The 23,226-nt window shown below is 37.2% G+C and carries 26 protein-coding genes; 10 read left to right on the top strand and 16 right to left on the bottom strand.

From position 1 onward, the window contains the following. Positions 1-49: 49 nt before the first annotated feature. Both BUA76_RS17050 and BUA76_RS17045 read right to left on the bottom strand, forming a co-directional pair. Complete coding sequence (locus BUA76_RS17050) at positions 50-433, bottom strand: DUF3037 domain-containing protein (RefSeq protein ID WP_072885987.1); 384 nt, start codon at positions 431-433, stop codon at positions 50-52. Beyond that, positions 420-1,193 (bottom strand): HipA family kinase, encoded by a 774-nt coding sequence (locus BUA76_RS17045; RefSeq protein WP_072885986.1) that lies wholly within the window; start codon positions 1,191-1,193, stop codon positions 420-422. Before BUA76_RS17045 ends, BUA76_RS17050 begins: the two co-directional genes overlap by 14 nt. Before the next feature lie 169 nt (positions 1,194-1,362). On the opposite strand from BUA76_RS17045, the gene BUA76_RS17040 reads away from it, so the two are divergent. Together BUA76_RS17040 and BUA76_RS19125 are read left to right on the top strand one after the other, a co-directional pair. Next, positions 1,363-2,202 carry an alpha/beta hydrolase family protein gene (locus BUA76_RS17040; protein ID WP_072885985.1) on the top strand — a complete coding sequence of 280 codons (840 nt, stop codon included), beginning with the start codon at positions 1,363-1,365 and terminating at the stop codon, positions 2,200-2,202. Positions 2,203-2,298: 96 nt separating this feature from the next. Then, the gene (locus tag BUA76_RS19125; protein ID WP_143149938.1) at positions 2,299-2,490 is read left to right on the top strand and encodes a hypothetical protein; all 192 of its coding nucleotides are present in this window, start codon (positions 2,299-2,301) and stop codon (positions 2,488-2,490) included. Positions 2,491-2,534: 44 nt separating this feature from the next. Here the strand turns inward: BUA76_RS19125 and BUA76_RS17035 are convergent, their stop codons facing one another. The 6 genes from BUA76_RS17035 to BUA76_RS17010 form a co-directional block, all read right to left on the bottom strand. Next, complete coding sequence (locus BUA76_RS17035; protein WP_072885984.1) at positions 2,535-3,356, bottom strand: flavin reductase family protein; 822 nt, start codon at positions 3,354-3,356, stop codon at positions 2,535-2,537. 162 nt (positions 3,357-3,518) lie between these two features. After that, complete coding sequence (gene fahA / locus BUA76_RS17030; RefSeq protein ID WP_072885983.1) at positions 3,519-4,766, bottom strand: fumarylacetoacetase; 1,248 nt, start codon at positions 4,764-4,766, stop codon at positions 3,519-3,521. A gap of 104 nt (positions 4,767-4,870) precedes the next feature. Next, complete coding sequence (locus tag BUA76_RS17025) at positions 4,871-5,353, bottom strand: hypothetical protein (RefSeq protein ID WP_072885982.1); 483 nt, start codon at positions 5,351-5,353, stop codon at positions 4,871-4,873. A 69-nt stretch (positions 5,354-5,422) separates the two neighbouring features. Next, complete coding sequence (hppD, locus tag BUA76_RS17020; RefSeq protein ID WP_072885981.1) at positions 5,423-6,553, bottom strand: 4-hydroxyphenylpyruvate dioxygenase; 1,131 nt, start codon at positions 6,551-6,553, stop codon at positions 5,423-5,425. A 140-nt stretch (positions 6,554-6,693) separates the two neighbouring features. After that, positions 6,694-7,968: an acetyl-CoA hydrolase/transferase family protein gene (locus BUA76_RS17015; RefSeq protein ID WP_072886039.1), complete on the bottom strand. Its 1,275-nt coding sequence runs from the start codon at positions 7,966-7,968 to the stop codon at positions 6,694-6,696. A 160-nt stretch (positions 7,969-8,128) separates the two neighbouring features. Next, a complete protein-coding gene (locus BUA76_RS17010) occupies positions 8,129-9,316 on the bottom strand; it encodes a homogentisate 1,2-dioxygenase (RefSeq protein WP_072885980.1) in 1,188 nt (395 codons plus the stop codon). Positions 9,317-9,438: 122 nt separating this feature from the next. On the opposite strand from BUA76_RS17010, the gene BUA76_RS17005 reads away from it, so the two are divergent. After that, entirely contained in the window at positions 9,439-11,505 is a 2,067-nt protein-coding gene (locus BUA76_RS17005) for a TonB-dependent receptor plug domain-containing protein (RefSeq protein ID WP_072885979.1), read from the top strand. A gap of 268 nt (positions 11,506-11,773) precedes the next feature. Further along, a complete protein-coding gene (locus tag BUA76_RS17000; RefSeq protein WP_072885978.1) occupies positions 11,774-12,241 on the top strand; it encodes a thioredoxin family protein in 468 nt (155 codons plus the stop codon). 695 nt (positions 12,242-12,936) lie between these two features. On the opposite strand, the gene BUA76_RS16995 is transcribed toward BUA76_RS17000, so the two are convergent. Further along, positions 12,937-13,302, bottom strand: coding sequence for a DUF1304 domain-containing protein (locus BUA76_RS16995; protein WP_072886038.1), 366 nt, complete (start codon positions 13,300-13,302; stop codon positions 12,937-12,939). 65 nt (positions 13,303-13,367) lie between these two features. Here BUA76_RS16995 and BUA76_RS16990 point away from each other — a divergent pair, with 65 nt between their 5' ends. Both BUA76_RS16990 and BUA76_RS16985 read left to right on the top strand, forming a co-directional pair. After that, on the top strand, positions 13,368-13,940 hold the full coding sequence (locus tag BUA76_RS16990; RefSeq protein WP_072885977.1) for a Crp/Fnr family transcriptional regulator: 573 nt from the start codon (positions 13,368-13,370) through the stop codon (positions 13,938-13,940). Positions 13,941-14,006: 66 nt separating this feature from the next. Continuing rightward, complete coding sequence (locus BUA76_RS16985; protein WP_072885976.1) at positions 14,007-14,450, top strand: carboxymuconolactone decarboxylase family protein; 444 nt, start codon at positions 14,007-14,009, stop codon at positions 14,448-14,450. A gap of 58 nt (positions 14,451-14,508) precedes the next feature. Here the strand turns inward: BUA76_RS16985 and BUA76_RS16980 are convergent, their stop codons facing one another. From BUA76_RS16980 to BUA76_RS16970, 3 genes are read right to left on the bottom strand one after another with little or no spacing between them, the layout of a single operon-like run. Further along, positions 14,509-15,261, bottom strand: a complete 753-nt coding sequence (locus BUA76_RS16980; RefSeq protein WP_178337358.1) for a type 1 glutamine amidotransferase domain-containing protein — start codon at positions 15,259-15,261, stop codon at positions 14,509-14,511. A 1-nt stretch (position 15,262) separates the two neighbouring features. Next, positions 15,263-15,550 (bottom strand): putative quinol monooxygenase, encoded by a 288-nt coding sequence (locus tag BUA76_RS16975; protein WP_072885975.1) that lies wholly within the window; start codon positions 15,548-15,550, stop codon positions 15,263-15,265. Continuing rightward, the gene (locus tag BUA76_RS16970) at positions 15,550-16,164 is read right to left on the bottom strand and encodes an NAD(P)H-dependent oxidoreductase (protein ID WP_072885974.1); all 615 of its coding nucleotides are present in this window, start codon (positions 16,162-16,164) and stop codon (positions 15,550-15,552) included. The genes BUA76_RS16975 and BUA76_RS16970 overlap by 1 nt, the downstream gene beginning before the upstream one ends. Positions 16,165-16,383: 219 nt before the next feature. On the opposite strand from BUA76_RS16970, the gene BUA76_RS16965 reads away from it, so the two are divergent. From BUA76_RS16965 to BUA76_RS16950, 4 genes are all read left to right on the top strand, one after another. Continuing rightward, positions 16,384-17,289: a LysR family transcriptional regulator gene (locus BUA76_RS16965; RefSeq protein WP_072885973.1), complete on the top strand. Its 906-nt coding sequence runs from the start codon at positions 16,384-16,386 to the stop codon at positions 17,287-17,289. A gap of 33 nt (positions 17,290-17,322) precedes the next feature. Then, the gene (locus BUA76_RS16960) at positions 17,323-18,198 is read left to right on the top strand and encodes an aldo/keto reductase (protein ID WP_072885972.1); all 876 of its coding nucleotides are present in this window, start codon (positions 17,323-17,325) and stop codon (positions 18,196-18,198) included. Positions 18,199-18,300: 102 nt separating this feature from the next. Further along, positions 18,301-18,579 (top strand): RebB family R body protein, encoded by a 279-nt coding sequence (locus BUA76_RS16955; RefSeq protein ID WP_072885971.1) that lies wholly within the window; start codon positions 18,301-18,303, stop codon positions 18,577-18,579. Positions 18,580-18,671: 92 nt separating this feature from the next. After that, a complete protein-coding gene (locus tag BUA76_RS16950) occupies positions 18,672-19,118 on the top strand; it encodes a lipocalin family protein (RefSeq protein WP_072885970.1) in 447 nt (148 codons plus the stop codon). Positions 19,119-19,168: 50 nt separating this feature from the next. Here BUA76_RS16950 and BUA76_RS16945 read toward each other — a convergent pair whose 3' ends face one another. From BUA76_RS16945 to BUA76_RS16930, 4 genes are read right to left on the bottom strand one after another with little or no spacing between them, the layout of a single operon-like run. Beyond that, on the bottom strand, positions 19,169-20,506 hold the full coding sequence (locus BUA76_RS16945; RefSeq protein WP_072885969.1) for a UDP-N-acetylmuramate--L-alanine ligase: 1,338 nt from the start codon (positions 20,504-20,506) through the stop codon (positions 19,169-19,171). A gap of 6 nt (positions 20,507-20,512) precedes the next feature. Beyond that, positions 20,513-20,950: a hypothetical protein gene (locus BUA76_RS16940; protein WP_072885968.1), complete on the bottom strand. Its 438-nt coding sequence runs from the start codon at positions 20,948-20,950 to the stop codon at positions 20,513-20,515. A gap of 18 nt (positions 20,951-20,968) precedes the next feature. Next, entirely contained in the window at positions 20,969-21,769 is an 801-nt protein-coding gene (locus tag BUA76_RS16935; protein WP_072885967.1) for a lysophospholipid acyltransferase family protein, read from the bottom strand. A 27-nt stretch (positions 21,770-21,796) separates the two neighbouring features. Continuing rightward, a complete protein-coding gene (locus BUA76_RS16930) occupies positions 21,797-22,423 on the bottom strand; it encodes an NUDIX hydrolase (protein ID WP_072885966.1) in 627 nt (208 codons plus the stop codon). Positions 22,424-23,226 lie beyond the last annotated feature (803 nt).

Genomic DNA, 23,226 nt, shown 5'->3' with positions numbered 1-23,226 from the left:
TTTTCAAACCCCTCAAAAACTTTACCAAAACGGTATTTTTTAGCAGAGCTTAAAGAACGAGTTCCTCAAAAAGCTTTTCAAAAGTCTGCTCAAGATCTTTCGATTTACCAGGATGAGGTCTTGAAGTCTGTACCACAGAACTCCTTACCGCTGTCAGCCACCGGAAGCGCTCCGGAATATCCAACTGTGCAATCGGTCCGCCGTCCTGATCTCCGTCTGCAATTTTCTGGAAACTTTTAAGATTTTGGACAACGTCATCATAATCAAGCTTGCTTCGCATTAACCTGAATTTATCCTGACACAGATGATAACCAACCCTGATATATTTTTCCTTTTTTGAAAACATAATCAGTCCGATGTTGAAAAATTCTTCTCTTTCAACCTTGGGAACCAAGCGTATAACGGCGTATTCGTAAATTTTATCCTCTTGCATTTTTGGCTTCGTTTAAAAAGATTTCAGAATGTTCCAGTCGTGTTTTCAGGAAATTAAAATAAATTTCACGGATTTCTTCAGGGCTTTCATCGGCGTCGTTCCAATGAAGCCAGTCTTCCGGAATGAGCTTTACCATGTCGCGGAAAATATTTTCATTTAAAACTTTTTTCGCGAACTGGTCTGCTTCATCCAGTTTTGTTGCCTGAGGCAGAAGAACGTGATCTTTGACGTATTTGAAAGGTGTTTTTGCAGCAGCATCAAAATTCTGCCACGAATGGTGGAAGTAAAAGGACGCGCCGTTGTCAATCACCCACAATTCTTTATGCCACATCAGAAGATTCGTATTCCTGAAAGTACGGTCGATATTGGTGATGAAAGCGTCCAGCCAGACAATTTTTGAAGCCAGCAACGGATCAATCTTGACACTAGGATCATAGGCGATAGATTCGGAAAGATAATGCAGTCCTAGATTCAGTCCTTCTGAAAATTTTAGCAAATCCTGAATTTCTTCATCCGCTTCCGTTCTCCCGAAATCCACATCAAGATTTACAAAAACCAGCTCAGGAATTTGTAACCCCAACGCTTCTGTAATTTTTCCACCTAAAAGTTCTGATATCAACATTTTAACTCCATGACCTGCACCACGGAATTTTAAAACATATTTGAAATCATCATCCGCTTCTGCCAAAGCAGGAAGGGAACCTCCTTCCCGAAGGGGCAGAATATAACGCATGACGGTGACCGTTCTTAAATCCAACATACCGCAAAAATAAGATTTTTACTTTGTGTTTATTTCTATTTGTACTATTTTTAAGTGAAATTAAATGTAATCAGATCTAAAAGTAAATTTGCTTTTGCAAACTCAAGCTAATGTGTCACTTTTTTAATTAAAATAATCCACATGATCTGTAAGAATTAAAGAGAATAAAATGAAGGTCATAAAAAAGCAGAATATTATTATTTCAAATCCCGAAACCAAAAATTTTCTTGCGGATATATTTTATCCTGAAAACATAGAAAAACTTCCGTTGGTTGTTTTTGTTCATGGCTATAAAGGATATAAAGACTGGGGAGCATGGAACTTAATGGCAGAAAAATTTGCAGAAGCAGGTTTTTTCTTCGTGAAGTTTAATTTTTCACACAACGGAACTACTATTGATGATCCTCATAATTTCGCTGATCTCGAAGCTTTCGGAAACAATAATTATTCAAAAGAACTTTCCGACCTTGGCGTTGTCATCGATTATTTCAGTACATATGATAATGTTGATGAGCAGAAAATCATTTTAATCGGGCATAGCAGAGGAGGAGGGATTTCCATTCTTAAAACCTATGAAGATGAAAGAATCAATGGACTGATCACTTTGGCAAGTGTAGATTCTCTGGACCGTTTTCCAAAAAACGAAGCTTTTGAGCAGTGGAAAAAGTCAGGTGTTTATTTTGTTACGAATGGCCGAACGAAACAGGAAATGCCTCATTATTACCAGTTTTATGAAGATTATGAAAAGGATATACACCGTTTTGATGTGGAACGAGCAACCGAAATGGCTAAAGCGCATTTTCTTATTATTCACGGAACACATGATGAAAGCGTCAATGTAAAAAATGCAGAACACCTCCATATTTTACATCCGAATTCCGAACTGTACTTAATTGAAAATGCAGACCATACTTTTGGTGCAAAAGAACCGTGGGAAAATGATAAACTCCCATTCTATCTGAATGATGCTGTTTCAAAGTGTATTGATTTTATCTCGAATAAAATGTGAAAAATATAGTGAATATGTTAAAATTTAATGTATTTAATATTTTATTTGGTTTTTTTCATAAATTAGTGACTTATAAAACCAATACATCAAATTATTATGAAAAATTCAAAATTAAAAAATGGACAGAAGCTAAGCAGAGAATCCCAAAGACATATTGTGGGAGGAGGACCGGTAACAACTTGTTCCGGTATCTGTTATGCTAACTATTTAAGTGACGGATCCGGAAGATGCATTGCCCCACCTTGTACAAATTATGGTACTGAAAGTCAAGGCCAGTGTTGCTACTAAACTTTTAGAGTATAAGAAAGGAGTGAAAATTTTCACTCCTTTTTTTATTTAATTAAATGCCTCCACGCATCATCAATTTTGTTTTCCAACAACAGTTTTTGTGCATTTTTGTGTATCTCTTCATCACTATGATAATCCCCTTCCGGCAAAATTTCTACATTAGCCAGCATTCCTAGATCATTTCCAGTAAATATTTTACTTAACTTAATTTCATCAGGAAGAAGATCAAACCCGATTCCTTTGGTTACCAATGGTTTGGGAACTTCAAAAAGATTATTTTCGTTATTTCGTGAATACCAGTTGCTTCCTAAACGTGCTACCATATCAAGCTTTGCCTGATCAAGATTTCCCTCCTCATTCAGATATTCTTCCCTGATATGAATTTTCTGTACTTCACAAATGACAAGATTCCCTGCGCCACCCTGATCTCCCAACGGTTTTACTTCCAGAACTTTACATTCAAAATTCACGGGACATTCTTCAATTAATTTAGGCTGAATAAGATCGGCGTCTTTCATCGTCAGTCCGGCTTTAATAAATTCATTCACACCATCACCATATTCGGTGGAGGCTAATGAAATCTGCTGAACGATTGGGAAATTTACGGTCCCGATCACAACTTCAGGAACCTGCAGAATATTTTCCAGTGTATGTTTTGTGGTATTATCACGCACTCTTCTCGAGGGAGAAAAAATCAGAATCGGAGGGACGGTGCTGAACATATTAAAAAAGCTGAACGGTGATAAATTGCTATTGCCGTTTGCATCAACCGTTGAAGCCAGCGCAATCGGACGTGGCGAAATGGCCGTCTGCATTACGGTCTGCAGCTGTACAGATGTTATTTCGGATGGAATAAGTGTTTTCATGTTTGCTTAATACTAAAAGTATATACTTAAAAGAGATGCTTCGACAAGCTCAGCATGACATTTCTAATACTTCCTTGATAAACATTACGTTTTAAGAGCATTTTGTAGCGGTGTCATGCTGAGCGAAGTCGAAGCATCTTTATGATTTGTTTAAATTTACAATTATTTAGCAGGAATAATTTTACCTGAAACTTCACCAAAGCCCACTCTTACGCCGTCTTTCTCAGCCCAGGCCTTCATCGTTACGGTATCATTATCATTGATGAATTTTCTTTCTTCGCCGTTGCTTAAAGTGATAGGATTCTGGCCTCTCCATGTCAGTTCGAGCATAGACCCGAAAGATTTCGGATCACTTCCTGAAATGGTTCCGCTGGCGTACATATCGCCCACCTCAACATTACATCCGTTTACCGTATGATGCGCCAATTGCTGCGTCATGTTCCAGTACATGTGTTTGTAATTACTTTCACAGATGAGATTTTGTTCTCCGTTTTCAGGCTGAATGTAGACTTCGAGGTTGATATCATAATTTTTATCGCCTTCAAATTGTAAATATTCCAGTACTTCAGGATCCTGTTTTGGAGAAGCAGTTCTGAAAGGCTCCAATGCTTCAAGCGTAACAACCCACGGAGAAACCGAAGATCCGAAATTTTTAGCCAAAAATGGTCCTAATGGAACATATTCCCATGACTGGATGTCTCTCGCCGACCAGTCGTTGAAAATTACCATTCCGAAAATAGCATCCTCTGCTTCCCGGGTAGAAATACTTTCTCCCATTTCCGTATTTTTATTGATGATGAATGCCATTTCAAGTTCAAAATCAAGCTGTTTGGAAGGCCCGAAAACAGGCTTTTCAACATCGGCAGGCTTCGTTTGTCCTTTAGGACGGTTGATTTCTGTTCCGGATACAACAATTGAAGATGCTCTTCCGTGATATCCTACAGGAAGATGTTTCCAGTTGGGCAATAAAGCATTGGCAGGATCTCTGAACATTTTACCAACATTGGTTGCATGCTCAATGCTGCTGTAGAAATCGGTATAATTCGGGATGTGTACAGGCATCATCATTTTTACTTTATCCAAATCATAGAACGCTTCTTCAATCGTTTTTTCGTCTTTAGACAAAATGGAATCTTCCTGCAGCAACTCCTGAATTTTTTGACGAACCGCATTGGTTATTGGTTTCCCCAATTCAATAAATTCGTTTAAAGTATAGGCTTCAAATATATTGTCGATCAGACCTTCAATTTCTTCAAAATATCCGTAATCATAAAGCGTTGCCAAGTCAATGACCTGATCTCCGATTCTTGTGCAGCAGCCAATATATTCTTTGTTGAAAACCGCTACACCGAACGGAATATTATGTATTGAAAAATCTGAATCTGATGAATATTCTACAAATGATTTCATAATTTAGAGTTTAGGTGGATTCTATCAAACCCGTTGCAATTTTTAATTAAAATATTTGAATTGGGTTCTGAGTTTCAGCTTTACCTTATTCAAATTTCAAATATTTATTTTTTCGATTTATTTTTTGATTTGTTAGCTGAAAGAGCTGCTTCGTCAATCCATCTGGTTTTGGTGTTGACATCAATCAGGTACAAGATATTGTCCTGCTTGGTTAAAAGTAATGTTTTGGTAAGCGGAATAGGAACTTTCTTATTTTCGAGCATGTCTGCTCTAAGAGAGATAATGTTTTTCTTTCTGATGATATCTCCAGAGAAAACATTGGAAGTACTCTTCCCGGTTGCCTTATCATCAAATATTTCTACATAGGTTGCTTTATTTCCCTTGATAATAATAAAATCCCTTTCCGTGTGGTCTGCCTCATCTTTGATGAAAACAAATTTTTTATCGTCAATATTCACGGACTCCAGATTTTGGTTGACACCCGATCTTTCTTCAAGCCGGGTAAGAATCTGATCCATGGTTCCGTACTGCGCTTTTACAGTACCTATTGCTCCTGCAAATAGAATTGCTAATAATGTTTTCCTCATAATGATGTGCTTATAAAAAAGTTTTGTCAAGACTCTTGATCCTGACAAAACTTTATATTGTTATTAAAATTAAAGATTTCCTCTTCTTTCCTGTTCTCTTTCCAATGCTTCGAACAATGCTTTAAAGTTTCCAGCTCCGAAGCTTTGTGCACCGTGTCTTTCAATGATTTCAAAGAAAAGAGTAGGGCGGTCTTCCACAGGTTTTGTAAAGATCTGCAATAAATACCCTTCTTCATCATGATCAATAAGGATGCCTAACTCCTGAAGTTTCTTAAGATCTTCATCAATATGTCCCACTCTTTCAGGAACCATATCGTAATAAGCTTCCGGTGGAGCAGAAAGGAATTCAACGCCACGTTTCTTCAATTCTGTTACGGTATGGATGATATCTTTTGTTGCTACGGCAATATGCTGTACTCCTTCTCCTTCATAAAAATCAAGATATTCTTCTACCTGGGATTTCTTTTTCCCTTCAGCGGGTTCGTTGATCGGGAATTTTGCGTATCCGTTTCCGTTTGACATTACTTTAGACATCAGGGCAGAATATTCTGTGTTGATTTGCTTGTCATCAAAAGAAAGGATATTTACAAATCCCATTACTTTTTCGTACCATTCTACGGTTGGGATCATTCTGTTCCAGTCTACATTTCCTACGCAGTGGTCAACGTAAAGCAAACCTGCTTCTTCAGGATTGTAAGCACTTTCCCATTTTTCATAACCGGGCATGAAAGGACCTGTATAATTTTTTCTTTCGATGAACATGTGTACGGTTTCTCCATACGTGTAGATTCCGGACATTTTCACTTCACCGTTTTCATCGGTTAAGGTTACTGGCTCCAGATAAGGTTTACCGCCTCTTTTGGTTGTTTCTTCGAATGCTTTGTAAGCGTCATCCACCCAAAGTGCCAAAATTTTTACCCCGTCACCATGTTTTTTCACGTGTTCGTTAATCGGGGAATCAGATTTTAATCCTGTGGTAAGCACCAATCTGATTTTTCCCTGCTGAAGAACGTATGAAGCACGATCTCTTACACCGGTTTCAGGACCGGCGTATGCTACAGACTGGAAACCGAAAGCGGTTTTATAATAATGCGCAGCCTGTTTTGCATTTCCTACATAGAACTCAATGTAATCTGTACCGTTAATCGGTAAAAAATTCTCTGCTTGAGCAATTTTTTCGGCAAATGTAAGTGTTGACATATTTCTATTTTTACTTTTATATTTATAGGACGCAAATTACGAATTTCTGACTAATACGAAAAATATTAACAAACAAACGTTAGGTAATCCTCTGAAAGCGTAATGAAAATTCCTGACATCAATTTAGAAATTAATAATTGCTAATGTTTGAACCTTTCATAAGCAGCTCTTTCCAGCATTTCCCGGTCATCGGGATGCGCAATGCTGATGAGCTCCTGAGCTCTTTGCTTTAAATTTTTACCATATAAATACGCAGTTCCGTATTCTGTAACCACCCAGTGAATATGTCCTCTTGTCGTTACCACTCCGGCGCCAGGTTTCAGATAAGGAACGATTCGGGATACTCCTTTCTTTGTTCTTGAAGTGATGGCAATGATCGGTTTTCCGTCTTCACTTAATGCGGCGCCTCTCATAAAATCCATCTGGCCTCCGATTCCGCTGTACTGCATGGTCCCGATGGAATCTGCACACACCTGTCCGGTAAGGTCAATTTCAATGGCCGAATTAATGGCCACCATTTTTTTATTTCTCATGATATTGATCGGGAAGTTTACCGTACTTACATCATCAAAAGAAAAAACCGTATTGTCATCTACGTAATCATACAGCTTTCTGGTTCCGAAACAGAAGCTGGTAATGGTTTTATTGTCGTTATATCCTTTATATTTATTGTTGATGACATCATTCTGAATAAGATCGATAACACCATCGCTCAGCATTTCGGTGTGAACGCCTAAATCTTTGTGATTATGAAGGCATTTCAAAACGGCGTCAGGAATTGTTCCGATTCCCATTTGTAGGGTAGAGCGGTCATCAATAAGCTGGGCTACATTTTTCCCGACTTCCATTTCTTCCGGACCCACTTTCGAACCGTAATCAACGGTTGGAAGTTCTTCTTCATGCCACACCAATTTGGTGATTTTGCTGATGTGGATCATCCCGTCGCCGTGGGTTCTCGGCATTAAAGGGTTTACAATTGCTACAATGATTTTTGCAGTGTCTACTGCTGCTCTGGCGACGTCTACCGAAGTTCCCAAAGTACAAAAACCGTGTTTGTCCGGTGGTGAAACCGTTATTAAAGCAACGTCAAGCGGAAGAATATTTTTTCTGAAAAGAATCGGGATTTCACTTAAAAAGACAGGAACAAAATCTCCTCTGTCTGAGTTGACAGCGTCTCTCACCGGTGAAGAAACAAATAATGAATTCACAAAAAATTTATCTTTATACTGAGGTTTGGCAATCTCAACATTTCCCTGCTGGGTTATGGAAACCATTTCCACATTTTCCAATCTGTGGGATTGTCTTGCCAGTTCATCGATCAGGTAATTCGGGGTACATGCACTTCCATGAAAAAAAACGCGGTTTCCGCTTTTGATGGTATAAATAGCTTCCTCTGCACTGATATAATTGTACATATTGATTTTTTTATAAATTTTCTCTGACTTAAAGATAATTGATATTGTTTTTATAGAGCCCAAAATTTGCCAGATTTTTATCATATTCTATCAATTATGTTAAATAAAAAAGACCGAATCATTACAAATTCGGTCCTATTATATTTTTATGAAATGCTTATTATTCCTGAGAACGGTCTTCCAGAGTTTTATCTTCTTCTTCAAGCCATGACGTTTTGTAGGATGGATCTTCCACTTTCAGAGCTTCCTCCGTAATTTTCAGCGGTCGGAAAGGATCTACCATCACAGCATATTCTTCAGTGAATTTTTTTCCGATGCTTCTTTCCATTGCTCCGGGATGCGGGCCGTGAACAATTCCTCCCGGATGAAGGGTAAAGTCCATAAGATCAATATGATTCCTGCTCATGAAATCTCCTTCCGTATAGAACAGTACTTCATCAGAATCAATATTTGAATGATTATACGGAGCAGGAATAGCCATTGGATGATAATCATACATTCTTGCACAGAATGAACAAACTACAAAGTTATGGCCTTCAAAATTCTGGTGTACCGGAGGTGGCTGGTGAATTCTTCCCGTAATCGGTTCAAAATTCTTGATATTAAATTTATAAGGATAAAAATAGCCGTCCCAGCCTACGACGTCGAAAGGATGGGTAGCGTAAATAAAATCCGTGATCTGATTTTCCTTTTTTACTTTAATTAAAAATTCTCCTTTTTCGTCTTTCGGTTCCACGAAAGTGGGAGCAACGATATCTCTTTCACAAAACGGAGAATGTTCCAGCAGCTGGCCAAACTCATTTCTGTATCTTTTCGGGGTGTAGATAGGGGAGTGGCTTTCCAATACGAAGAATACCGTATCTTCAGAGTTAAGTTCTACCTGGTAAATCGTTCCTCTCGGGATAATTAGATAATCTCCTACAGAAAATTCCAGGTTGCCAACAAAAGTTTTAAGTATTCCGCTTCCATTATGAACAAATAAAAGCTCATCGCATTCTGCGTTTTTGTAAAAATAATCCGTTGATTTCCGGGGTTTGGAAAGCCCCATTTTCAGGTCATTGTTGACCATCAGAAATTTTCTGCTGTCCAAAAAATCATCTTCAGGCATTACATTCATTCCCTTGAACATTCTTGGTGTTACATTTTTAGCAACAGCAATTTTGGGCGTCACATCTTTGGCTTCACCTATGGATTTGATTTGCGTAGGACGGTGAATATGGTATAATAAAGAAGAAATTCCATGAAAACCTTCGGTTCCGAAAAGCTGTTCATAGTAAAATTTATCTTCAGGAGATTTGAAAATCGTATGTCTTTTTTGGGGAATATTTCCCGACTGATGATATCTCATTTTACTTTTATATGTCGTTTCTCAAATGTAATACTTTTTCATGAATTGAATTTAATCAATATTAATATAAGACTTTTGTAATTAAAAAATAATTGTTAGTTTTGTCTAACAATTTTAATTTCATGAAGCGAATACTATATTCTTTGCTCTTTTTACCGATGTTGTACTTCTCCCAAAATACCAACAGTGTGGAAGTACAATCTCCCGATAATCAGGATTCGTTGAAAGTTTCACCTCCAGCCGAAAAGACACAGAATATTGATGACGTGATTATTACAGGAACAATAAAGCCTGTAAGCAGATCAAAAAGTCCGGTAGCTGTAGAAATTTACAGCCAGAAATTTTTCCAGAAAAATCCAACACTGAACATCTTTGAAGCTATTTCCATGGTGAATGGCGTTAAACCTCAGCTCAACTGTTCGGTTTGCAATACGGGAGATATTCATATTAACGGTCTGGAAGGTCCTTATACCATGATTTTAATTGACGGGATGCCGATTGTAAGCTCGCTTTCCACCGTGTACGGGCTTAGCGGAATCCCGAACAGCCTTGTGGATAGAATTGAAGTGGTGAAAGGTCCTGCTTCTTCTATTTATGGTTCCGAAGCAATGGGCGGTGTGATCAATATTATTACTAAAAATGCGCTGACTGCCCCAAAATTAAGTGTTGATCTTATGACCACCACCTGGAGCGAAAATAATGTTGATCTTTCCACAAAATTTAATTTCGGTAAAAATGTCGCTTCGCTTTTAAGCCTCAATTATTTTAATTTCGAGAAAAGATTTGATGAAAATCAAGATAATTTTACAGACGGCGCATTGCAGAATAGAATTTCAATCTTTAATAAATGGAATTTTGTAAGAAAAGAAAACCGTCAGGCAAGCTTTGCATTGCGCTATTTATATGAAGACCGTTTCGGAGGAGAAATGCAGTGGAACAAATCTTACCGCGGAAGTGATATCATTTACGGAGAAAGTATTTATACCAACCGGGTAGAAGCATTTGGGGTTTATCAATGGCCTCTGAAAGAAAATATCATTACCCAATTTTCATATAATTTTCATGATCAGAATTCTTTTTACGGGAACAATCCTTTTACGGCAACGCAAAAGGTGCTTTTTATGCAGACTTTCTGGGATAGAAAATTCGGAAATCATGATCTTACTGCAGGACTTACCTTAAAAAGAACATTTTATGATGACAATACGCCCGGAACTCTTTCTGCTGAAGGAATGAATGCTCCTATGAAGTCTCCGATATTTGGAGCATTTGTCCAGGATCAGTGGGAGGTTAACGAAAAAAATACCGTTTTGCTGGGTTATCGGATGGATTATGATAAAGTTCATCACACGGTACACTCGCCGCGTTTTGCATGGAAATTTTCTCCCAATCCCTATCATACGCTGAGGTTTAATTTTGGAACAGGATTTCGAGTTGTGAATCTTTTTACGGAAGATCACGCCGCGCTTACCGGTTCGCGCGAAGTGGTGATTCAGTCTGATTTGAAACCGGAAAGATCAGTCAACGGAAACCTGAATTACATCTGGAAAATTCCAGCAGGAAAAAGCCTGATCAACCTGGATGCGTCTGCCTTTTATACGTATTTCAGCAATAAAATTGTAGGAGATTTTGATACAGATCCTTCGAAAATCATTTATGATAACCTGAATGGCTATGGAATTTCAAGAGGTGTCTCTCTGAATGTGGATTACAGTTTCAGCTTTCCGCTGAGTGTGGGTTTGGGAGTTACCTTTCTGGATGTTTATCAGAAATTTGATGATGAAAGACAAAAGTCGCAGCAGCTCCATGCTCCGAAATGGAGCGGAACGTATGCGCTTACTTACAGATTTGCAAATAATCTTACCGTAGATTTTACCGGACAATTCTACGGACCGATGCGGTTACCGGTTTTACCGAATGATTACCGCCCGGAATATTCACCGTTTTATACATTAGCGAATATACAGATTTCTAAAAGTTTTAAATCTGGATTCGAGGTATACTGCGGCATCAAGAATCTGTTTAATTTTACCCCGAAAGATCCTTTGATGAGACCGTTTGACCCTTTCGACAGGTATGTGGATGATCCCGTAACCAATCCTAATCGTTATACTTTTGATACAACATACGGATATGCTCCGATGCAGAAAATAAGAGGCTTTTTGGGAATTAAATATATTTTGAAATAACAATTATAATTGAATATTAAAAGTTTTAACGCAAAGATTATATTAAAAATGATCATTTTTTAGAAGGCAAAGGCAAATAAATTTGCTACGCGAAGCTTGGGCCGGTCACTTAATTAAATTAATTTTTTTGGTCATTTAATGAGAAAGGAAATTGGACGTATCACGTTTAAAATAAGATTAACCGCAAAAGAAGCAAAAGAATTATTTTAAAAATCTAAAAAAAGGTTCAAATCTTTTGTCTCTTTTTGCGGCAGAAAAATAATATGAAATGAAAAGATTAACACTATTTTTATTTTTAATGATGGTGCCCTGTTTTTGTCTTTCACAGATGAAAACAGGCACTTTTGCCGATTTGGAAGTTCAGCAGAAAGAGAACCCAAAGCCAGTCATTATTCATATTTATACAAGCTGGTGCCCGATTTGTAAGATCGAATCTTTTGAATTGAATAAGGATAAAGATCTGGTAAAGCTGATTAATGAAAACTTTTACTTTATCAATTTTGAGGCGGAAAAAATGAAAGAGACCATTCGTTTTCAAGCAAAGGAATTTAAGTATTTACCGAACGGAAATTCCGGAATTCATGAGCTAGCTTTGGCTTTGTCAAAAAATAAAAGTCAGCCTGTTTATCCGCTATGGCTAATTGCAGATAAAAACGGAAATCTGATTGAATATCATGAGGGTTTGTTTACGGCTGAAAAGATGAAGAAAAGGCTTGGTGAAATTTTGGATTTCTAAATTCCTGCAGATTGCACTGATTGGTTTTTCTTAATAGTAATTTTTCATAAATTGTCATCCTGAAAGGATCTAACCATTGTTAACTATAAAGATGCTTTTTAAGACAATGATGCTAATATATTTCCCGCGGATTTCACGGATTACGCAGATTTTTTACTTCAATAATTATCGCAGAGTTGTCATCCTGAAAGGATCTAACCATTGTTAACTATAAAGATGCTTTTTAAGACAATGATGCTAATATATTTCCCGCGGATTTCACGGATTACGCAGATTTTTTACTTCAATAATTATCGCAGAGTTGTCATCCTGAAAGGATCTAACCATTGTTAATTATAAAGATGCTTTTTAAGACAATGATGCTAATATATTTCCCGCGGATTGCGCGGATTTTTGGATTTAATTATTATCTCATAATGTCATCCTGAAAGGATTTAAACAATACTTTAAGAGTAAAAGATTTTAAAGACAATAATGTCAATGTAAATTTCGTTGATTTTAGTTTTATCGTTAAGCAGTTATAGATTTTTCAGACAGTTATAATGCTGTCGACAACTTTAGCCCTGATTGAAGCTTTGTTTGAGCTCATTTTTTTGTTTTCGGCGCGGCGGCGAAGCCGCCGCGCCGAAAACAAAAAAATAGCGAGTGCGGAAAGCGGGAAACAGCTCCTAAAAATATTATTCTACAAGAAAAGTTTATTTTAAAAGCACAGCAACAATCGCCAGAATCGCCGGTAATGCCTGAACAAAAAAGATCTTTTTCGTCGCTGAAACTGCGCCGTAAATCCCGGCTACGGCAACGCACCCTAAGAAAAACAAAGCAATGTTGGTTTGCCATTTGGGATCTTCGATTAGGAAAGTCCAGAGCAATCCTGCAGCCAGAAAACCATTGTATAATCCCTGGTTGGCCGCTAATCCTTTGGTAGGTTTAAACATTTCCGGAGGTAAAGCGGATTTAAATACTTCTTTTCCCTTGGTTTCCCAGGCAAACATTTCCATCCAGAGAATATAAAGGTGTTCAAGAGCTACCGCTGCAATTAAGATGTTGGCTACAATTTCCATAATACCGTGTTTTGTCATTGTAAAACTAAAAAAATAAAGTTAAGTTTGATCATATAATTTCAGGAATGGAAACTTTCAAACAACATCTGGACAAATTTATTAGTATTAATGATGAGGAATTTGCTTCTGTTATCTCTTATTTTCAGATTTTGGAGGTAAAGAAAAAGAATGATCTGATGCGCGACGGTGAAATCTGCCGGTCTATGTTTTTTGTTGTTAAAGGCTGTTTAAGAAAGTTTTTTATTAACGAAAAAGGAATTGAACAAACGACGGAATTTGCCATCGAAAACTGGTGGATTACCGATACTTTTGCTTACGAAAGACAGATAAAATCCGATTTTTGTATTCAGGCGGTTGAAAAATCAATAATTCTCAAGATCGATTTCCAATCTCAGGAAGCATTGCTGGAAAAGCATCCTGTGATGGAACGCTATTTCAGAATGGTTTATCAAAGGGCTTATGCGGCGGCCGAAAGAAGAATCCGGTATCTTTATGAATTTTCAAGAGAAGAATTGTATCTCCATTTCAGTACCCAATATCCCTGGTTTATCCAAAGAATTCCGCAATATTTAATCGCTTCCTTTTTAGGTTTTACCCCGGAATATTTAAGTGAGATCAGGGCGAAATTACGTTCTTAAACCAGTTTAAGATTTTTAGAATCTGCAAATCGGAACTTTGTCTTAGAAATTTTAAAACAAAATATTATGAGCGCAAGATTTAACTGGACAACAGTTCACCCTGCTGCTTACAAAGCAGGAATAGGAATGGAAGAATCCCTTCAGAACAGTTTTTTGACACCTATTCAGAAAGAATTAATCAAAATCAGAGCTTCACAGGTTAACGGCTGTGCGTTTTGCCTGAATATGCACACCAAAGATGCCATCAAATATGGTGAAACACCGCAAAGGATTTTTCTGCTGAATGCATGGAAAGATGCAAAAGAATTATTTACAGAGGAAGAACAGGTTATCTTACAAATTACGGAAGAGGTTACGCTGATCAGCCGGAAAGGACTTTCTGAAGAAACGTATCAAAAAGCAAAAACAATTTTTAATGAAAGTCAGCTTGCAGATATTATTATGGCAGCCGTTGTCATTAATATGTGGAACAGAATCGCCATTTCAACGCACATGCCGATCGGGAAATAATTTCTTATTTAAATTAAAAAAAGAGCTTTTCAGATAAACGAAAAGCTCTTTTTTGTCATTATTTTTTCAATTCTTTTACAATCGCTTCACCAACACTTTTAGCAGACTGGGGATTTTGTCCCGTAATCACTCTCTGGTCATTAACCACGTGATTCTGCCATGGTTTTGATTTTTCAAATTGTGCGCCTCTTTCTTTCAGTTGATCTTCCAGAAGGAAAGGAACTACATTCGTTAATTTAACTTCAGCTTCTTCTTCATTGGTGAATGCATTGATCTTTTTGCTGTCTACCAGATATTTTCCGTTATTAAGCTTAATGTTGACCAAGCCGGCCGGACCATGACAAACTCCTGCTATAATGCCGCCATTTTCATAAATTTTTGAAGCAATGGATGCTAATTCTGTATTGTCTGCAAAATCCCACATCGCACCGTGGCCTCCTGCGTAATATATTGCTGCATAATTTTCAGGCATTACCTGAGAAGGAGTTAAAGATTGGTCGATTTTATTCTTGTATTCTTTATTTTCCCAGAATTTTTTATTTACAGGATCTTTCAGATCAAATCCGTCAACCGGAGGGGTTCCGCCTTTCGGACTTACAAAATCGATTTCATAGCCTGCCTCATGTAGAACATCCCAGGGATGGGCTACTTCTCCAAGATAGTATCCTGTTTTTTCGCCGGTATCTCCTTTTGTATCATGACTGGTCACGACAAATAAAATTTTCTTTTTCATTTGTTTGTTCTTTTTGGTTTGAGCGTTCATCATTCCTATGGCAAAAATTGAAAGGAAGATATATATTATTTTTTTCATGCTATATAATTTTGGTGATATAAATTTGCGGTTTTTCCTGAAGCTTTTCATCAACTAAATTTCCAAATGCTTTAATGTAAGCTTGCTGGTTATGATTTTCCAGGCCTTCTGTGCTTTTCCATATCTCATAGAACACAAAATGGTTTTTATCATCCATGCTCTGATGAAGGCTGTACAGCTCATTGGCTTCTTCTTTTCGTGTCTCATTTACCATATTCTGAAGAACTTCCAGAACTTCTGCTCTGTATTCTTCTTTTGCCTTAATAATGGCAGTTAAATATATTTTCATTACGCTAATTCGGGTTTTAATTCTTTTTCAAAAACAGAGGTAAGATGTTCTCTGTAAAGTTTCATATCGCGTTCCACATCTGCATTTTTCTCTACATCATGGAAGTGGAAGCTTTCCAATCTTTGAAGGGAAACAAAAGCATTCATTCTATGGAAACCGAATAAAGGTCCGTTGTCAACACTTGTTTCATTGAAAAATTCTCCGGGAAGGGTAAATGCTGTTTCGGGAGCGTTCCAGCTTGTGGTTACCATATATTTTCTTCCGCCCAGCATTCCTCCTGTTCCGTAATTAATCTTTGGATTCTCTGATGTTCTTCCGTCGCTCATATAAATTCCTTTGGCATGTCCGGCTGTAAAAACTTCATCAATATATTTCTTTAATCCGTTCGGAAGCTGGAACCACCAGATCGGAGTGTGGTAAATAATATAATCTGCCCATACAAACTTTTCAACTTCTTCATTTTTGTCATAGCCTTCGCTTACGTGGGTGATTTTTACTTCTACACTATCAAATTTTTTTAATACTTCAAATGTATTTTCGGCAATGGTCTGATTATATTTTCCTCCCGAATGACCAAAATTCTGCCCCCCGTTGATGATTAATACTTTTTTCATGTTTTTACTGTTAAATTTTACGAGACAAAGGTATTATGGGTTTTCCTATAATTAAAATAATAAAATTTATAGTTAAATATCATTTAAATAATAATTAATTTAAAATACTGGTAATCATTATGTTATTTTATGAATAGATACAGTTTATCATATCTATTGATCAGTAAAATATCATTATAGTAATTATTTGTCTAATTTTGCATCATAAAAGTAATACCTATGGTTAATTTGGAATGGTACAGAACTTTTAAGGCAATCTATAAAACAGGAACCCTTACAGAAGCGGCAGATACGTTATTTATTTCTCAGCCCGGGGTAAGTCTTCATCTCAGTTCTTTGGAAGCCTATGTAGGATACAAACTGTTCGACAGAACCGGAAGGAGAATGATTCCTACAGAAAGAGGAAAAGTGTTGTTTAATGCGATTTCAGAACCGTTGTCGAAACTCGAAGAAGTGGAGAAAAACTTTCAGAAATCTACAGAGAAGCTCACGCCCACCATCAGTGTCGGCATGTGTTTTGAGACGTTCCAGACTACATTGGAGCAATATGTTGCGAGTTTGCCGTTCAATCTCATCATTAGTTTCGGGGAATATCGGGAAATGCTTGATCAGTTGGACAAAGGAATTTTAGATTTGATCATTACTCCTAAAAAAGGCATTTCTCCGAATATCGAACATGAAGCATTTTCTTCGGAACAGATTATCCTTGTGGGTGGAAAGGATGTAGACATCCATGAATTTGAAGAGGTTTTAAGCGAGAAAGGAATTGAACATGCCGAAGAATGGCTGAAAAATGAGAAATGGTACGGTACAGCAGGAGATATGGAACATCTTTTTCAATTCTGGATTCTTAATTTTGGTCACAAGCCGAATTTCCGTCCTAATTACATCGTCCCGAATCTTAATTCCATCATACGCTGCCTGAAAGGCGGTTCCGGACTGGCCGTGGTTCCGGACTTCCTCTGTAAAAAGGAAATTGAAGATGGTGAGATACAGTTAATCTGGGAAGGGGAAAAGCCGCTGAAAAATACGCTGTATTTCGGCTGTCGTAAGAAGACAAATTATCAGAATGAAATTGCTCATATTAAAGGATTGTTCAGAAAAGTGATGGAAAAGGAAAATTAATGTGTAATAAATATAAATAGACAATTAACAATTATGGAAAAGAAAATATATGCAGGACAGCCTGTAATTACCTTAAATAATGGAGTGGATATTCCGGCTTTAGGTTTCGGGGTTTGGCAGATGGAAGACCTGAAAGAATGTGAAAATGCAGTTATGAAGGCCATTCAAACAGGATACAGAATGATTGATACCGCAGCAATTTATCAGAATGAAACCGCTGTTGGAGACGCCATTAAAAATAGCGGAGTAAACAGAGACGAATTATTCATCACTTCGAAACTTTGGGTTCAGGATACTTCGTATGAGAAGGCAAAAAGTGCTTTCCAAAGAACGTTGGACAGGTTACAGCTGGATTATCTGGATATGTATCTGATCCACTGGCCGTATGCCGATTTCTTAGGAGCCTGGAAAGCAATGGAAGAATTATATCAGGAAGGAAAGATCAAAGCAATTGGAGTGTGTAACTTTACGATTGAGAAATTAGAAGAATTAAAAGCACACGCAAACGTCTTTCCGGTGATCAACCAGATTGAGCTGCATCCTATTTTCCAGCAAAAGGAACTTCAGGTATACAACAAGGAAAATAATATCGTTACGCAGCCCTGGAGTCCGCTCGGAAACGGAAATGCCGGTCTTTTAGACAATTCCGAATTAAAAGCTATTGGCGAAAAATATGGTAAAACCGTAGCGCAGGTTATATTAAGATGGCACCTTCAGGAAGGTTTCTGTGTGATCCCGAAATCGGTGACGCCTTCAAGAATCGAAGAAAACTTTACTGTTTTTGATTTTGAATTAACAGAAGATGAGATGAATGTTGTCCGCTCTTTAGATACCGGCAAAAGATTATTTTTTGATCCTAAAGATCCTGAATGGGAACAGAAAATGCTGAATGCTGTTGCAGATATTTAAGCAATACATCAATTAAAATAAAGGAAGTAATAAATTTTTATTACTTCTTTTTTTTATTAAAAATATCATTTAAATTAGCATTATACTTAAAAACTAAAAATTATGGATTCAAATGTAAACGAACAGATTACAGATGCTGTCACTCAGGCAAATGTAAAAGTTGTAGGAGAAGCTCCTGCAATAGCATTGGGAAATGTGTATCAATCAATGGCACATTCTACCGGATTGATGTTTCAAAATGCAGTGAATGCCCAAAATCAGCAGAACATATTGGCACAGGCAGCCACAAATCAGGGGGTTATGCAGATTTATAGTCTTGATACTGTTTCAGATGCGATTGCCATTGCAAAGATATTAAATAATAATGGCGCTAATCCTTAAGCTTAACAAATGATAAAGAAGATTGAGAAATCTTAATTGGATTGGAATAAGAAGCTAAATTCGTTGTATTTTTGCTGACTTAAAGTATAGTCATGAAAAAAATAATTATATCGTTTGTGTTGTTATCATTTGTTTCCTGCAACGGCAATGATGAAGAACAGGATGTTAACAATAAAGCTTCAATTATCGGAGAATGGTACATTGAAAAAGCTGAAATATACCGGTCTTTAAATCAGCAGATCCAGACTTCTTTTTCCACGGATTGCGAGAAGAAAAGTACTTACGAATTTACTTCTGATCATCTTCTTTCGATTATTTATGCTCAAAATAATAATACCTGTGTAAAAACCGATGCCGGAGCAAAGAAGTATACATTCGATAAAGGAAATGGTAAATTCTGGTTCGAAAATGAAGAAAACTATCCGTATTTCGTGACGCAGCTTAACGAAACGGATATGATAGTTGAAGACCGGACTCAGGATTTTGACGGGGATGGTACCAAAGATGTGCTAAGACGCTTTTATAAAAGAATTAAGTAAAATAAAAACTCCTTTCAATCCGAAAGGAGTTTTGTTTATATTCAATATAATTATTTCTTAAGATCGAGCCCTCCGAAGTTTCCGGAACTCATCATCAGGTAAACACCGTGGGTTTTATCTAAAGTATCCCAATACGCATGAAGTTCTTCAGCATTCGTGAAAACTTTAAGATTTTCATTTTTAAACTTTTCTCTAATAAGATCCGGAGAAATAGGTTCCATCCGTTTAATTTTTAATGCATCTTCAGAATAGAAAACTACTGCTTCGTCCAAATCGTCCATTGCATGATCATATTGTTCCAGAAAAACAGGATTTAAACTCGAATACGTATGAAGTTCCAAGAAACCGTATTTTTTTTCTTTTTTAAATTGCTCGCAGAATGCTTTTACTGCCGCTTTTACTTTGCTTGGAGCGTGCGCAAAATCTTTGTACAATATTCCTTGATCTTCCCTTTCTACTTTCTCAAGACGTTTTGAAGCCCCTTTGAAACTCATAATCGCCTCATAAAAATCTTCATCCATAATGCCTAATGTATGGCAGATGTGTCTTGCTCCCTCAAGGTTTAATAAATTATGAGCCCCGAAAACGGAAAGCGGAACATCTCCCATTTCTGTTTTCAGATGGACTTTTCCGTGGGTGATTTCGTATTCAGGAGTTTTGTAGGGGATCTTTCTGAAATAATTTTCTGCATTTTCCACCACTTTTACCACTTCAGGATCTTCTTCGTTATATACAAGAATTCCACCCGGTGTAATGCTTGCGACAAACTTCCTGAACTGATCCACATAATCATCAAAAGTTTTAAACACATTGATATGATCCCAGGCAATTCCGCTCATTAAAGCAATATTCGGCTGGTAAAGAAGAAACTTTGAACGCAGATCAATAGGCGAGGAGAGGTATTCGTCGCCTTCAAGTACCATAAAATCATTTTCACGGGTTAATTTTACCATACAGTCGAATCCTTCCAACTGAGCTCCTACCATATAATCTACATCTTTCTGATGGAAATTCAGGACATGGAGAATCATTGAAGTGATGGTTGTTTTTCCGTGAGAACCTGCGATGACAACTCTTGTTTTGTTTTTTGACTGCTCATAAAGAAATTCGGGATAAGAGTATATTTTTAATCCTAATTCTTTGGCTTTTGCAAGTTCAGGATTATCCTGATGAGCATGCATGCCTAGAATAACCGCATCCAGGTCAGATGTTATTTTTTCAGAAAACCAGCCTAGTTCTTCGGGTAGAATTCCCTTTTTTTCAAGTCTTGTCCGGGAAGGTTCAAAAATAGCGTCATCAGATCCCGTAACCTGATATCCTTTATCCTTTAATGCAATAGCAAGATTGTGCATGGCACTTCCGCCGATAGCGATGAAATGAGTCTTCAAAATGTGTTACTGTTTTTTAACATTAGCATTAATAATCTCTTGGAAAACACGGGTGATGTTTGCCCAGTTGGTTGTATAATTCGGCATTATTGCACTGGCGTCTGTCTTGCTGCCGGAATTAGGACCTCTTTTTATGTTAATAGAAGTTGATATAAAATCATAGATCTTTTTATGATCTTCTTCTATTCTTCTGAAATTATTTTGTGAAAGTGTTTTTTCCAGCCTATATAAATCTTCGTTGGAAATTTTAAAATTCTGCTTCACCTTTTTACCCTGACCTTCAAAAGAGTAAAAGGCATTGTTTCCTTTAATCAGAAGATTTTCGTAAATCGGTGCAAAGCCTCCGCTTTTAGAATAGCTGATGTCGAAATCCGAATACATCTTCTGGCTGTTGCATGAAACCAATACCATGATTGCGAATAAGATTCCCAGTATACTTTTCATAATGTTCTTACTTTAATGTTATGAATCTCTTTGTTCTGACTTTTTAGCTTTTAATTCTTCATCATAATTGTGCAGTAAATTGAAATCTTCCGTCTGTTCAATAGCGGTCATGATTTTATGTAAGATTTCGTGGGCATTTTCTTTGTCATAATCAATATCCAATGGCGGCTTGAATTCCATGGTGGGTTTTACTCCTGTTACCTTTACACGAAGCCCTTTTTTATCAAAAGCCCTTCTGAAGCCATTTATCTTGATAGGAATAACAATCGGACGCTGATTTTTTACCAGTTTTGCCGTTCCTCTTCTTCCTTGTGCAAAAGCAGAAGTCGTTCCCTGCGGAAAAGTGGCAACCCAACCGTTATCAAGGGCTTTCATGATATTATCCACTTCACTCATATCAACCATTCGGTTTACATTCTTTCCTTCAGCTCTCCAGGTTCTTTTTACCGTTACGGCACCGGCAATCTTAAATATTTTCGGAAGAATTCCTTTATTCATGGTTTCTTCTGCAGCAACGTAATAAAAATCGATTTTTGGATTCAGCAGATAAATAGGATTTTTTATGGTATTCAGATAACCGTTGTTTACAGAGCAAAAGGCATGATACATGGCTGCAACATCCGCAAAATAGGTTTGATGATTAGACACAAACAAAACATTGGAATCCGGAAGATCCACAAGATTTTCGGTCCCCGTAATTTTAAGTTTATTAAATCCGTTGAATCTTCTGTACGATACAATTCCCAGTATGAAAATAATTAACCTTTTTAAAAAATAAGGAGTTCCGAACGCATCGGTGAAAATATTTTTCTTCGCCATCTTTCAATTATACACAGTGGTGCAAAGTTACATTTTTTTCAGCAACTGGCTGAATTCGCTTAATATCATCGCTGTTGCGCCCCAGATGATATACCCGTTGAAATTAATCACAGGCACTTCACTTCCCCCGGCTGTAGGAAGAGCCATGATCTCCGGCTCATCAGGAAGACCCAGAAAGCTGGTAATCGGAAACTCTATAACTTCCACTGCCTCGCTCTGCTGTAATACAAATTCAGGATTTTTCTTTGTGTAGGATATATAAGGATATACGTAAAAATTACTTGGCGGAATATAGATGGGTGACATTTCGCGGATGATCCTTACATAATGTTTTTCAATGCCGATTTCCTCTGATGTTTCACGAATTGCGGTCTCTGCAAAATCCCTGTCCATTTCCTCGCGTTTTCCACCTGGTAATGAAATTTGTCCGCTGTGCCTGTCGTGCTCATTTACAGTTCTTTGAATCAGGGGAAAATGCCATTCATCATTTTTAAGATATAAGATGATATTTACGGCAGCAAATTTGGGGTTTTTCGTTAAAACTTCTTCATAGGTGAAAACCGGACGATAAGGTGGTGAGAAAACGCCATGAGCATGCTCTCCAGGTAATTCTGTGCTTTTGATTTTTTTTAATAAATCTTTTCCAAAACTCATACTCAAATTTAATAATATATTTTGAAGAAAGGAAGCACTACACTACTTTTTATAACATCAAATAATAAAGTTCTCACCAAATTATATACACATTTTAATATTATACATAATTATACAATAGTATTATCCTCCATATTCAACTCTCACCAAACTCTCTTACCCTCCAATCTTCTCATTTTTCAATTTGAATCAGGAGCTTATTCCGGCTTTCCGCACTCGCTATTTTAATGTTTTTAGTCGCGGCGGCGGAGCCGCCGCGACTAAAAACATTAAAATGAGCTCAGACAGTTGCTTCAATCCGGGCTAGGGTGGAAGTGACAAGAGAGAGGTAAGAAGTGAGAGGTGAGAAGTAAGAAGTAAGAAGTAAGAAGTAAGAAGTGAGAGGTGAAGTAAGAGGTAAGACGTGAGAAGTAAGAAGAAAGAGGTGGGACATCTGGAGTTTACATTTCTTTGTTAAGGGTTTAGTATTCAAGATTCAAGATTCAAAATTCAAGATTCAAAAATTCAAATTCAAAGTTCAGGATTTAAATAACACGCACAAAAAACAATACCTTTGCCTATTGCCTATTGCCTATTGCCTATTGCCTATTGCCTATTGCCTATTGCCTATTGCCTATTGCCTGTTACTTATTACCCATTCCCCATTTTTCACCAACTTCTCCCTTCTCCCTTCTCACCTCTCACTTCTCACTCCCTTAAAAATTATTCCCCCATGCTACCAGCGAGTTAAGCTCAAATATTACGGAAAAGTAAATTTTATGTTAAATAGATTTGGATTGTAAAGGAAAGACGTGTTATCTTTG

It is taken from the genome of Chryseobacterium takakiae, from assembly GCF_900129385.1.
Taxonomy (GTDB): domain Bacteria; phylum Bacteroidota; class Bacteroidia; order Flavobacteriales; family Weeksellaceae; genus Chryseobacterium; species Chryseobacterium takakiae.
This window is presented reverse-complemented; position numbering and strand designations above follow the sequence as displayed.

Bases quoted from the DNA above. Each gene is read 5' to 3' on its own strand.
- BUA76_RS16985 (WP_072885976.1), top strand. From the start codon at position 14,007: ATGAGCGCAAGATTTAACTGGACAACAGTTCACCCTGCTGCTTACAAA.
- BUA76_RS16955 (WP_072885971.1), top strand. From the start codon at position 18,301: ATGGATTCAAATGTAAACGAACAGATTACAGATGCTGTCACTCAGGCA.
- BUA76_RS16935 (WP_072885967.1), bottom strand. From the start codon at position 21,769: ATGGCGAAGAAAAATATTTTCACCGATGCGTTCGGAACTCCTTATTTT.
- BUA76_RS17035 (WP_072885984.1), bottom strand. From the start codon at position 3,356: ATGAAAACACTTATTCCATCCGAAATAACATCTGTACAGCTGCAGACC.
- fahA (WP_072885983.1), bottom strand. From the start codon at position 4,766: ATGAAATCATTTGTAGAATATTCATCAGATTCAGATTTTTCAATACAT.
- BUA76_RS17045 (WP_072885986.1), bottom strand. From the start codon at position 1,193: ATGTTGGATTTAAGAACGGTCACCGTCATGCGTTATATTCTGCCCCTT.
- BUA76_RS16970 (WP_072885974.1), bottom strand. From the start codon at position 16,164: ATGAAAAAAGTATTAATCATCAACGGGGGGCAGAATTTTGGTCATTCG.
- BUA76_RS17025 (WP_072885982.1), bottom strand. From the start codon at position 5,353: ATGAGGAAAACATTATTAGCAATTCTATTTGCAGGAGCAATAGGTACT.
- BUA76_RS16950 (WP_072885970.1), top strand. From the start codon at position 18,672: ATGAAAAAAATAATTATATCGTTTGTGTTGTTATCATTTGTTTCCTGC.
- BUA76_RS19125 (WP_143149938.1), top strand. From the start codon at position 2,299: ATGAAAAATTCAAAATTAAAAAATGGACAGAAGCTAAGCAGAGAATCC.
- BUA76_RS17010 (WP_072885980.1), bottom strand. From the start codon at position 9,316: ATGAGATATCATCAGTCGGGAAATATTCCCCAAAAAAGACATACGATT.
- BUA76_RS16975 (WP_072885975.1), bottom strand. From the start codon at position 15,550: ATGAAAATATATTTAACTGCCATTATTAAGGCAAAAGAAGAATACAGA.
- BUA76_RS17015 (WP_072886039.1), bottom strand. From the start codon at position 7,968: ATGTACAATTATATCAGTGCAGAGGAAGCTATTTATACCATCAAAAGC.
- BUA76_RS17000 (WP_072885978.1), top strand. From the start codon at position 11,774: ATGAAAAGATTAACACTATTTTTATTTTTAATGATGGTGCCCTGTTTT.
- BUA76_RS16940 (WP_072885968.1), bottom strand. From the start codon at position 20,950: ATGAAAAGTATACTGGGAATCTTATTCGCAATCATGGTATTGGTTTCA.
- BUA76_RS16990 (WP_072885977.1), top strand. From the start codon at position 13,368: ATGGAAACTTTCAAACAACATCTGGACAAATTTATTAGTATTAATGAT.
- BUA76_RS17040 (WP_072885985.1), top strand. From the start codon at position 1,363: ATGAAGGTCATAAAAAAGCAGAATATTATTATTTCAAATCCCGAAACC.
- BUA76_RS17005 (WP_072885979.1), top strand. From the start codon at position 9,439: ATGAAGCGAATACTATATTCTTTGCTCTTTTTACCGATGTTGTACTTC.
- BUA76_RS16960 (WP_072885972.1), top strand. From the start codon at position 17,323: ATGGAAAAGAAAATATATGCAGGACAGCCTGTAATTACCTTAAATAAT.
- BUA76_RS16930 (WP_072885966.1), bottom strand. From the start codon at position 22,423: ATGAGTTTTGGAAAAGATTTATTAAAAAAAATCAAAAGCACAGAATTA.
- BUA76_RS16965 (WP_072885973.1), top strand. From the start codon at position 16,384: ATGGTTAATTTGGAATGGTACAGAACTTTTAAGGCAATCTATAAAACA.
- BUA76_RS16995 (WP_072886038.1), bottom strand. From the start codon at position 13,302: ATGGAAATTGTAGCCAACATCTTAATTGCAGCGGTAGCTCTTGAACAC.
- BUA76_RS17050 (WP_072885987.1), bottom strand. From the start codon at position 433: ATGCAAGAGGATAAAATTTACGAATACGCCGTTATACGCTTGGTTCCC.
- BUA76_RS16980 (WP_178337358.1), bottom strand. From the start codon at position 15,261: ATGAAAAAAATAATATATATCTTCCTTTCAATTTTTGCCATAGGAATG.
- hppD (WP_072885981.1), bottom strand. From the start codon at position 6,553: ATGTCAACACTTACATTTGCCGAAAAAATTGCTCAAGCAGAGAATTTT.